Source organism: Streptococcus infantis, assembly GCF_047465035.1.
Taxonomy (GTDB): domain Bacteria; phylum Bacillota; class Bacilli; order Lactobacillales; family Streptococcaceae; genus Streptococcus; species Streptococcus infantis_T.
Map to the genome: position 1 here is coordinate 44,629 of NZ_JASHAQ010000003.1, position 12,341 is coordinate 56,969.

The window sequence follows — 12,341 nt, forward strand, 5'->3', positions numbered from 1 at the left end:
GGTTAATGCCTACTTCTGCTTTCCTTTGAAGCGCCATTGAAAACGCAGTTTATCATAGAAAGGAAACTCCATAAACAAAACTCCTAGGCCTACACAAAGGCTGGCAATCACATCTGACGGGTAGTGAACTCCCAGATAAATTCTTGATACCAATACACTGAAGATGTATAAACTTAGCAAGATTTGAACGATTTTTCTCCAGACTGTATTCTTAATCCTTTGGCTTAAAATCACAATCAAAGTTCCAACCATAATCGTTACTGCCAGAGAATGTCCACTTGGAAAAGAAAAACCTTTTTCTTCTACCAAGTGTAGAATTTCTGGTCGTGGTCGTTGGTAAATATTTTTAAAAGTTACGATTAAGATTCCAGCTAAAGTCAAATTCCCCAGCATGAGATAACTTTCCATCTTCCATTGCTTACGATAAAATACAAAAGCTACAATTAAAACCCAGCTAATAATGACTGGGATATCAATTAAGTGCGTAATTGCCCGAAAAAGAAGCGTTAAGGTCTCAGGTAAATCACCTCTAATGACAGTCTGAATCGGCTGATCAAAACTGACCAGCATTTCTGGATAAAATTTGACAATATAGCCAATAATCATAAAAAGTAAAAGGGCAAAAGAGCCCTTCATCATAAATGTTTGTTTATCTTTCATAGTATTTTAAAGTTGGTTTCAAAAGGACAAACAACAACCAGAAAGAGACAGCAAAGATAATACCTTCAATCAGATTAAAAGGCAAAACCATAGTCATCAGGTAGTTGCTCAATCCTAAGATTTTCTCAATATCAAAATTAGCAAACTTAGCGTACAAAGGAACAGCATAAACATAGTTTAGAACTAGCATAGCTAGAGTTAAACCAAGCGTACCAGCTAGTGAAGCTAGGACGAAACGCATGGTTGTTCGCTCTTTTTTCCAAATCAAACCAAAAGCAAGTACAAAAACTCCCAAGGCAACAATATTCATCGGTAAACCAATATAGGTACTAACCCCTTGATTGTTCAGAAGGATTTTCAACAAGGACCGAAGGAAAAGCACTCCAAAAGCTGCTGGTAAATCCAAGACCACCAAGCCCACAAGGACCGGTAAAATACTGAACTCAATCCTCAAGAAGGATGCCGCTGGCAAAAGCGGAAAGTCAAAGTACATCAACACAAATGAAAGTGCTGATAAAATTGCAATGGTCGAAAGTCGACGTGTGTTTGTCATAACAGGTTCCTCCAATTTTCTATAAAATCAGAAGAAGTTGGAAAGGATTCCTCTATCTATCCTTTATTTTTATATTCCAAAAGTTCCCCCTCACTCTTTTTTTAGCAAGCGGTTGCAATTTACCTATAAAAAATCAATTAGAATAGACAAAGCCATTCTTTCGTCTTCTCCCATCCAGACTATACTGTCGGTTGTGGAATCTCACCACATCAGCTTGCGCTCGCGGACTTATTTGGCTAAGATATTTTAGATTTATCTAGGCGTCGTAGTCGAAGATAATACTTAAAGTATATCGAGACAAGACAACGACGAGAAAGCTAAAATAGCTAGTCAAATTTACCGCCGGTCGGGAATTTCACCCTGCCCTGAAGACCCCTTTATGATAACAAAAAAAGCTTGCAAGCGCAAGCATTTTATCTAAGTGTTTATTTTAACTTATCTGTTTCGTAAGTGTGAACCAGTTCGAGACCCGCAAAGTTTTGTTGACGAAGTGCTTCATAGACAATCATACAAACTGTATTTGAAACATTGAGACTACGAACATGCTCATCATTCATGGGAATTCGGAGAGCTTTTTCTGGATGCTCACGCATAAATTCCTCAGGCAAGCCCTTATCTTCTCTCCCAAAAAGAAAATAATGATCTCCTTCTGTCGTGAAATCTGCATCTGAATAGACTTTTTCTGCAAACTTGGAAATCAAGTAGAGCTGACCATCCATTTTTTCCATAAAATCAGCCAAACTATCATAAAAATGAATCTCAAGCTTGTCCCAATAATCTAGACCTGCTCGCTTCATCTTACGGTCATCGATAGGAAAGCCCATCGGTTTAATAATATGAAGGGGCGCATTCGTTGCTGCGCAGGTACGAGCAATATTACCCGTATTTTGTGGAATTTGGGGTTCAAATAATACAATGTGATTTGCCATGCCTTGTTTCCTCTCACTAGTGCAAAAAAATAGCCACACTGCCCGGAGTCTAGCTCAGCAAACAGCGTGGTTAAGGCATCGTTAACTTACCTCACAACAGGTTTGAAGTAAATCAGCGAAACTACTGTTTTAGTATATCACTTTCAGCTTGATTGTCAATAGAAATGACTTGTTTTTTTCAATTTTTTTACAAACATATTTACATTAGTTAAAAATGTTTCTGTATTCATTAGAATTAGACGAAAATAGCTGATTTATATCTTAAATTTTTAATAAGGAAGATTATCAATGGGACAATTTTCCTCCCTAATAATGAAAAGAGTCGGTTGCCGAGTGCATTTTATTCTAAAAAAGAGTATGATAGATATATATTGAAAAAGTAGGTTATATAACATGAAGATTATTCTTGTCGGAGGGGGGAAAGTTGGTTCTGCCCTTTGTCGCTCACTTGTCGCTGACAATCATGATGTTGTCTTAATTGAACAGAACGAAACCGTTCTTAATTACATGACAAGCCGTTTTGATATTATTGGAATTGCAGGTAATGGGGCTGACTTTGCCATGCTAGAAGCTGCCAATGTTCAAGACTGCGATATTTTCATCGCTATGACTCAATATGACGAGGTCAATATGGTCTCTGCTGTCTTAGCTAAAAAGATGGGGGCTAAAGAAACCATCGTCCGTGTCCGCAATCCTGAGTATTCCAACCCCTATTTCAAAGAAAAAAATATTCTCGGATTCTCTCTCATTGTCAATCCAGAACTCCTAGCGGCTCGTGCTATTGCTAACATCATCGACTTCCCAAACGCTCTTTCTGTTGAGCGTTTTGTAGGTGGTTTGGTTAGTTTGATGGAATTTGTTGTCCGTAAGGATAGCAATATCTGTCAGATGTCTATCGCAGACTTCCGGAAAAAGTTTGGCAATGTGATTGTTTGTGCTATTGAGCGCGATCATAAACTGATGATCCCTAGTGGCGACCTTATTTTAGAAGATAAAGACCGTATCTTTGTAACAGGTCATCGTGTCGATATGATGCTTTTTCATAACTATGTCAAATCTCGTGTCGTTAAGAGCTTACTCATTATCGGTGCCGGCAAAATCGCCTACTACCTTGTTGGTATTTTGAAAGATAGCCGTATTGATACCAAGGTCATTGAACTCAATCCAGATCGCGCAGCATTTTTCAGTCAAAAATATCCAAAACTCTACATTGTACAAGGGGATGGGACTGCAAAAGATATTCTCCTGGAAGAAAGTGCACAACACTACGATGCTGTCGCAACCCTTACTGGAGTTGACGAAGAAAACATTATTACATCTATGTTCTTGGATAGTGTTGGTGTTCAGAAAAACATCACTAAGGTCAATCGAACTAGTCTCTTAGAGATTATCCATGCACCTGAGTTTTCTAGTATCATCACACCGAAAACCATTGCTGTAGATACGATTATGCACTTTATCCATGGTCGTGCCAATGCCCAATATTCAGATCTTCAAGCGATGCACCACCTAGCAAATGGACAGGTTGAGACTCTTCAATTCCTTATCAAGGAAGCTAACAAGATGACTGGTAAACCTTTGTCTCAATTGAAACTCAAAAAAGATATTTTAATTGCTGCTATTATCCGCAACGGAAAAACAATTTTCCCAACTGGTGAAGATAGCCTTCAAGTCGGTGATAAGTTAGTTGTCATCACACTACTATCAAATATCACCAAGATCTATGATCTGTTAGAGAGGTAAGCTATGAATAGAAGTATGGTACGATTTCTTCTTGCAAAGCTACTCTTGATCGAGGCTGGTCTACTCTTAGTCCCAGTTAGCATTGCTATTTATTATCGAGAATCGAGTCAAGTTTTTACAGCACTTTTCTCTACCATCGGAATCCTTGTTGTGCTAGGTCTTCTCGGCATCATCAGCAAGCCTAAAAAACAGCGAATCTATGCAAAAGAAGGGGTCTTAATTGTAGCCCTCTGTTGGATCCTCTGGTCATTCTTTGGTGCCCTTCCCTTTGTCTTTTCAGGGCAAATTCCCAATATGATAGACGCCTTCTTTGAGATTAGTTCTGGCTTCACAACAACGGGAGCAACCATTTTAAATGATGTTTCTGTCTTAAGTCGTTCTCTTCTATTTTGGAGGAGTTTTACCCACCTCATCGGAGGGATGGGAGTACTGGTTTTTGCCCTAGCTATTATGGACAATGCTAAAAATAGTCACCTAGAAGTTATGAAGGCTGAGGTTCCAGGACCAGTATTTGGCAAGGTTGTATCTAAGCTAAAAAATACAGCTCAAATCCTTTATATCCTCTACCTGGCTATGTTTGCCCTCTTTGTGGTTATTTATTACCTTGCTGGTATGCCACTCTACGATAGTTTTGTTATCGCTATGGGTACTGCTGGTACTGGTGGATTTACTGTTTATAATGACGGAATTGCCCACTATCACAGTTCTCTCATCACCTATCTGACAAGTGTCGGGGTTTTGATGTTTGGTGTGAATTTCAATCTCTACTACTACCTCATGCTCCGTCGTATCAAGGAATTCTTTTTTGATGAAGAACTCCGAGCATATCTCTTGATTGTGGCCATATCAACTGGCCTAATCACGCTTAACACGCTCCACCTCTATAGCGGAGTTTCTCAAAGCTTTGAGATGGCCTTCTTCCAAGTATCTAACATCATTACCACTACCGGTTTTGGATATGGAGATATCACGAACTGGCCTTTGTTCTCTCAATACATCTTGCTAATGCTGATGGCAATCGGTGGTTCTGCTGGTTCTACCGCTGGTGGTCTCAAGGTCATCCGTGGAGTCATCCTATCTAAAATTGCTAAAAATCAAGTCTTGTCTACTATATCACCTCACCGTGTGTTAACCCTTCAGGTTAATCAAACGGTCATTGATAAGGATACCCAGCACAAGATCCTGAAGTATTTTGTGGTTTATATCATGATTCTACTCAGCTTGATTTTCATCGTCAGTTTAGATACCAATAATTTAATGGTTGTCACGAGTGCTGTTTTCAGTTGTTTTAACAATATCGGTCCTATTTTAGGAACAACTGCAAGTTTCTCAATTTTTAGTCCATTTTCAAAACTTCTACTATCTTTTGCAATGATTGCAGGACGTCTGGAAATCTATCCAATCATACTGCTCTTTATGAAGCGAACCTGGTCTAAACGTTAGAACAATCAACTGTACACCCTATCTTCTCTCTTCAAGGAACCCTTGAAGGGGGATTTTTTAGTTTCAAAAGACAAGACAGCTCTAAAAATCGACAATTGGGAATTTAAGGATTTTTCTCTCCTATCTTTTAGCTATAATAAGAAAAAAATATAGGGGATACTTTATGGAAAAAGTCATGAAATCAATTCGACTACTCTTATTCTTTGCCTTAATCCAACTGGCACTTTGTAGTTGTATCTTTTGGTCTGGAACCTCTCTAGCCCTCAAACAATCCTGTTTTTATTTTCTACTAGCTTTATTGGGCTTATCTGGGTCTTGTGCCTTTATGCATTATTTATCTAGTCACAACCTGAAAAGAGATAGACTGATTGATAGGAGTCGCTTTATCTTTTTATTGTATAGTATGATGGTTATTGTCAATCTCTGTGGTGTCGGACTTGTTCTGTCAGAGAGTATCGTCACTGTTAACTTACTTCAAAAAGAAGCTGTAGAACTCATCCTTCCCTCCTTCTTTTTTCTCTTTGGAGTTGATCTCGTTACCTTTCTCCCCTTGAAAAAATGGAGAAGGTTACAAAAAGATTCCAGTAGCAAGGAAGTGAGATTTTCCGTCATCATCATTTCTATTTTAATCTTCCTACGTAATCCAATCACCATTTTATCGATTGCTTTTTATATTGGCCTTGGTGCTCTATTTCTCAGTTTTTTATTCCCAAAAAATTTGAGACAGGAGGTATCATTCTACGGTCATTTGATTCGGGATATTCTATTTGTCGTCTGTACTTTGCTCTTATGGTAACAAATAGAATCTTCTCAGCAATTGTGCTATAATTAGATAAAATTTTTTAGGAGACATATCAATGAACTTTTTTAAGGATTTTCGTAAACGACTCGCTTGGTTTGGGATCTTGTTAGTAGCTATCTTTCTCTCTCAAATCCCGATGCAAACTCTAGCTCTACTAGCACTAAGTCAGATCGATCCTATCTGGTCAACACTTATCGTAGCTCTTATTTCGATTCTTGTCATCGCCATCTTTTTGTTCGGTGCCCATAAGAGCAAGTTGCTGGTATTTAAACCTAAACTCTTAGCGATTAATGATGTCCCTCGTATTGTTTTGAGTTATTTGACAATCTTTGTTGGAAATCTTGTAGGTGGCATCTGGCTACAACTCATAAAACAAACAACAACTTCTAATCAGCAAGTAATTAACAACCTTATTTCTGAAAGCTCTCTGATTAGCAGTTTCTTCCTCATCGTTTTAATCGCACCTATTTGTGAAGAAATTATTTGTCGCGGGATTATTCCTACCAAACTCTTCCAAGGCTACGAAAAGTTTGGCTATGTCATTGGTTGGTTGATTTTCCTCCTTGCGCACAGACCTTCTAATCTCCCTTCCTTCTTGATTTATGGCTGGATGTCTGCCGTCCTCACTTGGACTGCTTATCGTACACGACGTTTGGAAATGTCTATCTCGGTCCATATGCTACTTAATAGTATCAGCTTCATCTTACTGGCACTCTTCACAATTTTTATGAAGAATTTCGGTATCTAATACCCAACTATCCATTCCCTTAGACTAGAATGTTTCGTTCCAGTCTAAGGGATTTTTTTATTTCAACAAACTTTTCACCTCAAAAAATCCACCTTTTTCTACTATCTCAAAAATTTTTTTAAAAAATTTTAAAAATATTTTTATGCATAAATTTTATAGAATATAAAAATAAGTTAACTTAACATGTATATTTGTGAATATTCTTATAAAAAAATGTAAGAAATCCTTTAAAATAGCCATTTTAAAGCCTTTTAGGCCTTATCATATCCCTTGTAATGCATATTAATTTGTGATACTATTAGCTTGTAAGCGATACCAATATCATTTGGTACACACGAGAAAAAAAGGAGGATCCACATGTCTTCACATCCAATTCATGTTTTCTCAGAAATTGGGAAACTGAAAAAAGTTATGTTGCACCGTCCGGGTCAAGAATTAGAAAACTTGATGCCAGATCACCTTGAGAGGTTGCTCTTTGATGACATCCCATTTTTAGCAGATGCCCAAAGTGAACACGACGCCTTTGCTCAAGCACTCCGTGACGAAGGAATCGAAGTGCTCTATCTTGAACAATTGGCTGCTGAATCATTAACTTCTCCAGAAATACGCGACCAGTTCATCGAAGAATATCTCAACGAAGCAAATATTCGTGGTCGACAAACTAAAAATGCCATCCGAAAACTGCTTCATGATATTGACGACAACCTTGAACTGATTAAGAAAACAATGGCAGGTGTTCAAAAAGTTGAATTACCTGACATCCCTGAAGAAGGCAAAGGATTAACAGACTTGGTTGAATCTGACTATCCGTTTGCCATCGACCCAATGCCAAACCTTTACTTCACTCGCGACCCATTTGCGACTATCGGGAATGCAGTATCACTCAACCACATGTACGCCGATACACGCAATCGTGAAACACTTTATGGTAAGTACATCTTTAAGTATCATCCAATCTATGGTGGTAAGGTAGAGCTCATCTATAACCGTGAAGAAACTACTCGGATTGAAGGTGGAGATGAACTTGTTCTTTCAAAAGATGTCCTAGCAGTTGGGATTTCTCAACGGACTGATGCCGCTTCTATCGAAAAACTTTTGGTTAATATCTTCAAAAAGAATGTTGGCTTCAAGAAAGTTTTGGCTTTTGAATTTTCAAACAGCCGTAAGTTCATGCACTTGGATACTGTCTTCACCATGGTAGACTATGACAAATTTACAATCCACCCAGAAATCCAAGGCAATCTTCGCGTCTATTCCGTCACTTACGAAAATGAAGAACTCAAGATTGTTGAAGAAAAAGGAGATTTGGCAGAACTTCTTGCTCAAAACCTTGGTTTAGAAAAAGTTACACTCATTCCTTGTGGTGATGGGAATATCGTTGCAGCTGCTCGTGAACAATGGAATGATGGTTCTAACACACTCGCTATCGCACCAGGTGTCGTAGTCGTTTATGAACGCAACACTGTGACCAATAAGAAACTTGAAGAATATGGACTTCGTCTCATTAAGATTCGCGGCAGGGAGTTGGTACGCGGTCGTGGTGGACCTCGTTGTATGTCAATGCCGTTTGAACGCGAAGACATTTAGATTCTTCCTATTTCTGCCTAGCATCTGCTAGCAGAATCATGCTTGTTAGAAAAGGATATATAGAATGATACATTCAGTATTTCAAGGAAGAAGTTTTCTAGCTGAAAAAGATTTTACCCGTGCAGAGCTCGAATATTTGATTGGACTTTCAGCTCACTTGAAAGATCTTAAAAAACGAAACATCGAACACCGCTATCTAGCTGGTAAAAATATTGCTCTTTTATTCGAAAAAACTTCTACCCGTACACGCGCAGCCTTCACAACTGCTGCAATCGATCTTGGTGCACATCCAGAATACCTGGGGGCAAACGATATCCAACTAGGTAAAAAAGAAACTACGGAAGATACCGCAAAAGTTTTGGGACGTATGTTTGATGGTATTGAATTCCGTGGTTTTAGTCAAGATATGGTTGAAGAATTAGCTAAATTCTCTGGTGTTCCTGTTTGGAATGGCTTGACGGATAAATGGCACCCAACTCAAATGCTTGCAGACTACTTGACAGTACTAGAAAATTTCGGACACCTTGAAGGTTTGACATTGGTTTACTGTGGTGACGGTCGTAACAATGTTGCCAATAGCCTTCTAGTAACAGGAGCCATCCTTGGTGTGAACGTTCATGTCTTTTCACCAAAAGAACTCTTCCCAGATCAGGCAGTTGTTGCACTGGCTGAGGGATATGCCAAAGAAAGTGGGGCTCACATCCTCATCACAGAAGATGCTGATCAAGCTGTAAAAGGGGCTGATGTCCTTTACACTGATGTTTGGGTATCTATGGGCGAAGAAGATAAGTTTGCAGAACGCGTCGCTTTGCTAAAACCTTACCAAGTCAATATGGATCTTGTTAAGAAAGCAGGCAATGAAAACTTAATCTTCCTCCACTGCTTACCAGCCTTTCATGATACAAACACAATCTATGGCAGACAAGTAGCTGAGAAATTTGGTGTAAAAGAAATGGAAGTAACTGATGAGGTCTTCCATAGCAAATATGCTCGTCAGTTTGATCAAGCAGAAAATCGTATGCACACCATTAAAGCCGTTATGGCTGCTACACTAGGAAATCTCTACATTCCTAAAGTGTGATACAAACTATAAGAAACAGCTTAGGGGCTGAGACTAGTGTTTTAGTCCGGTCCCTTTTTGTAATAGTTACGAGCTCTGAGTTGGAATTCACCACTAGTCACCATTCAAGCAAAAACCTCATAACAAGTAACTGCTTTCCAGTTATTCGCATTTCGAAATTCCAATTCAACTCGTCCCTACAAAGTCTTTCTTCTCAACTTCCAAATCCAAGCCTTTAACCAAAATTGGCTTTTGTTCATCCAAAAGAAAGGAGCGCTCATGTCTCATCGTAAAATCGTTGTCGCTCTTGGAGGAAATGCCATTCTTTCCACAGATCCATCTGCTCAAGCTCAAGAAGCTGCTCTGGCAGAAACAGCACACCATCTGGTGAAACTCATCCAAAATGGTGATGAATTGATTATCACCCATGGCAATGGACCGCAAGTTGGTAACCTTCTCCTCCAACACCTAGCAGCCAATTCCGAAAAAAATCCTGCCTTTCCTCTCGATTCACTTGTTGCTATGACTGAGGGTAGCATCGGTTTTTGGCTCCAGAATGCTCTGGAAAATGCTTTACAGGATATTCATCTTGATAAAACTGTCGTTTCTGTTGTCACACAAGTTGTCGTGGACAAGAATGATCCTGCCTTTCTCAATCCAAGTAAACCCATTGGTCCATTCTACTCAGAAGAAGAGGCTAAAGCAGAAAGCGAAAAAACTGGGGCTAACTTTAAAGAAGATGCAGGACGTGGCTGGCGTAAGGTAGTGGCTTCTCCAAAACCTGTTTATATCAAAGAAATCGATAGTATACGCGCACTCTTAGATAAGGGACAAATTGTCATCGCAGCAGGCGGTGGAGGTATTCCTGTAATCAAAAATGAGAACGGTTACTTATCAGGAGTAGAAGCTGTCATCGATAAGGATTTTGCATCGCAATGCTTGGCAGAGCTAGTCGAAGCAGATCTCTTCATCATTTTAACTGGCGTCGATTATGCCTATATCAACTATAACAAACCAAATCAAGAAAAGTTGGAGCGAGTAACTGTTAACCAACTCCAAGAATACATCAAAGAGGGGCAATTTGCTCCTGGTAGTATGCTACCAAAAATCCAAGCTGCCATTGATTTTGTGACCAATCGTCCAGCAGGAAAAGCCGTCATCACTTCCCTCAGCAATTTGGGATCCTTGATTGAATCTGATAGCGGAACAATCATCGTGAAAGAATAATAGTTTAGTTAGCACTCTTGCCACATCATTCGTTTTTATACTGTGTGACATAGTTTAGGAGGAAAAACAAATGAGTGAAAATAAAAAAAGGTTTCAAATGCCCTCATCATACACTGTTTTGATTATCATCATTACCATCATGGCATTTTTAACCTGGATCATTCCAGCAGGTAAGTATGATACCAATGAAGCAGGTAACCTCATCGCAGGTACCTATCAAACTGTTGACTCAAATCCTCAAGGGATTTACGATGTCCTCATGGCACCAATTCGTGCCATGCTCGGTCACGAACCAACTAGCGCAGCCATCGATGTTGCCTTCTTTATCCTTATGGTCGGAGGTTTCCTTGGTGTCGTAAACGCTACTGGTACACTCGATGTAGGGATTGCCTCCATCGTTAAAAAATACAAGGGCCGCGAAAAAATGTTGATTCTCATCCTCATGCCCCTCTTCGCACTTGGAGGAACTACCTATGGTATGGGAGAAGAAACCATGGCCTTCTACCCCCTTCTTATCCCTGTAATGATGGCAGTTGGTTTTGACAGTATCACTGCCGTCGCCATCATCTTACTAGGTTCTCAAGTTGGTTGTTTGGCATCTACATTGAATCCATTTGCTACTGTTATTGCCTCTGATACTGCGGGAATCTCTTCTATGGATGGGGTTATTCTCCGTGTTATCTTCTGGTTTGTAATGACAGGTATCAGCACTTACTTTGTTTATCGTTATGCAGAAAAGATTCAAAAAGATCCTACTAAATCGCTCGTTTACGCTCAACGCGAAGAAGATATCAAACACTTCAATGTTTCCGAAAACGATGATGCACCATCTACCTTGAGCAAGAAACAAAAACATGTCCTCGCTTTATTTGTATTAACCTTTATCATTATGATTGCAAGTTTCATCCCTTGGGTTGATTTGCATGTTACTGTATTTGAAGACTTCAAGAATTGGTTAACCGGCCTTCCTGTAATTGGAGGAGTTATCGGTTCAGATGCTCTACCATTTGGTAGCTGGTACTTCCCAGAAGGCGCTATGCTCTTTGCCGTTATGGGGATTTTGATCGGTGTTGTCTATGGTCTCAAAGAAAGCAAGATTGTCTCAACCTTCCTAACTGGTGCTGCAGATTTGCTTTCAGTAGCCTTGATTTGTGCGGTTGCTCGTGGTATCCAAGTTATCATGAACGATGGTATGATTACTGCAACCATCCTACACTGGGGTGAAGTTGGCCTTCAAGGTCTTTCTCCTCAAATCTTCATCGTATTGACCTATATCTTCTACCTACCTATGTCCTTCCTTATTCCTTCTTCATCTGGTCTTGCTAGTGCAACTATGGGTATCATGGCTCCTCTTGGAGAGTTCGTCAATGTTAAAGCAAGCCTTATCGTCACTGCCTACCAATCTGCATCTGGTGTCCTTAACCTTGTAACTCCTACTTCAGGTATTGTTATGGGTGCTCTTGCTCTTGGTCGTGTTAGCCTTGGAACTTGGTGGAAGTTTGTTGGAAAACTCGTCATCGTCATTGTCGTTGCAAGTATTCTACTTCTTATCTTAGGTACCTTAGTGCCATTCTTATAATAAAGAGGGA

The 12,341-nt window shown here is 39.5% G+C and carries 11 protein-coding genes and 1 riboswitch; of the genes, 8 read left to right on the forward strand and 3 right to left on the reverse strand.

Annotated features, from left to right (window positions below; all coding sequences use genetic code 11):
• Nucleotides 1–9: 9 nt before the first annotated feature.
• The 3 genes from QM406_RS01820 to QM406_RS01830 all read right to left on the reverse strand — a co-directional run bounded on the left by QM406_RS01820 (nucleotide 10) and on the right by QM406_RS01830 (nucleotide 2,142).
• Entirely contained in the window at nucleotides 10–660 is a 651-nt protein-coding gene (locus tag QM406_RS01820) for a phosphatase PAP2 family protein (RefSeq protein WP_414273244.1), read from the reverse strand.
• On the reverse strand, nucleotides 650–1,213 hold the full coding sequence (locus QM406_RS01825) for an ECF transporter S component (RefSeq protein ID WP_045763707.1): 564 nt from the start codon (nucleotides 1,211–1,213) through the stop codon (nucleotides 650–652). The genes QM406_RS01820 and QM406_RS01825 overlap by 11 nt, the downstream gene beginning before the upstream one ends.
• A gap of 158 nt (nucleotides 1,214–1,371) precedes the next feature.
• A riboswitch (FMN riboswitch) is annotated at nucleotides 1,372–1,590 on the reverse strand.
• 48 nt (nucleotides 1,591–1,638) lie between these two features.
• Nucleotides 1,639–2,142, reverse strand: coding sequence for a tRNA (cytidine(34)-2'-O)-methyltransferase (locus QM406_RS01830; RefSeq protein WP_045763706.1), 504 nt, complete (start codon nucleotides 2,140–2,142; stop codon nucleotides 1,639–1,641).
• Between the two features lie 393 nt (nucleotides 2,143–2,535).
• On the opposite strand from QM406_RS01830, the gene trkA reads away from it, so the two are divergent.
• The 8 genes from trkA (at nucleotide 2,536) to QM406_RS01870 (ending at nucleotide 12,331) form a co-directional block, all read left to right on the forward strand.
• Nucleotides 2,536–3,885, forward strand: coding sequence for a Trk system potassium transporter TrkA (gene trkA / locus QM406_RS01835; protein ID WP_049527343.1), 1,350 nt, complete (start codon nucleotides 2,536–2,538; stop codon nucleotides 3,883–3,885).
• A 3-nt stretch (nucleotides 3,886–3,888) separates the two neighbouring features.
• The gene (locus tag QM406_RS01840; RefSeq protein ID WP_414273245.1) at nucleotides 3,889–5,328 is read left to right on the forward strand and encodes a TrkH family potassium uptake protein; all 1,440 of its coding nucleotides are present in this window, start codon (nucleotides 3,889–3,891) and stop codon (nucleotides 5,326–5,328) included.
• 163 nt (nucleotides 5,329–5,491) lie between these two features.
• On the forward strand, nucleotides 5,492–6,124 hold the full coding sequence (locus QM406_RS01845) for a hypothetical protein (RefSeq protein ID WP_281335143.1): 633 nt from the start codon (nucleotides 5,492–5,494) through the stop codon (nucleotides 6,122–6,124).
• Nucleotides 6,125–6,185: 61 nt separating this feature from the next.
• Nucleotides 6,186–6,878, forward strand: a complete 693-nt coding sequence (locus tag QM406_RS01850) for a CPBP family intramembrane glutamic endopeptidase (RefSeq protein WP_075232049.1) — start codon at nucleotides 6,186–6,188, stop codon at nucleotides 6,876–6,878.
• A gap of 357 nt (nucleotides 6,879–7,235) precedes the next feature.
• The gene (arcA, locus tag QM406_RS01855; protein ID WP_371559028.1) at nucleotides 7,236–8,465 is read left to right on the forward strand and encodes an arginine deiminase; all 1,230 of its coding nucleotides are present in this window, start codon (nucleotides 7,236–7,238) and stop codon (nucleotides 8,463–8,465) included.
• A gap of 67 nt (nucleotides 8,466–8,532) precedes the next feature.
• A complete protein-coding gene (gene argF, locus QM406_RS01860; protein ID WP_315640906.1) occupies nucleotides 8,533–9,546 on the forward strand; it encodes an ornithine carbamoyltransferase in 1,014 nt (337 codons plus the stop codon).
• 258 nt (nucleotides 9,547–9,804) lie between these two features.
• Entirely contained in the window at nucleotides 9,805–10,752 is a 948-nt protein-coding gene (gene arcC, locus QM406_RS01865; RefSeq protein ID WP_414273246.1) for a carbamate kinase, read from the forward strand.
• 70 nt (nucleotides 10,753–10,822) lie between these two features.
• The gene (locus QM406_RS01870) at nucleotides 10,823–12,331 is read left to right on the forward strand and encodes a YfcC family protein (RefSeq protein ID WP_414273247.1); all 1,509 of its coding nucleotides are present in this window, start codon (nucleotides 10,823–10,825) and stop codon (nucleotides 12,329–12,331) included.
• The last annotated feature ends 10 nt before the right edge of the window (nucleotides 12,332–12,341 follow it).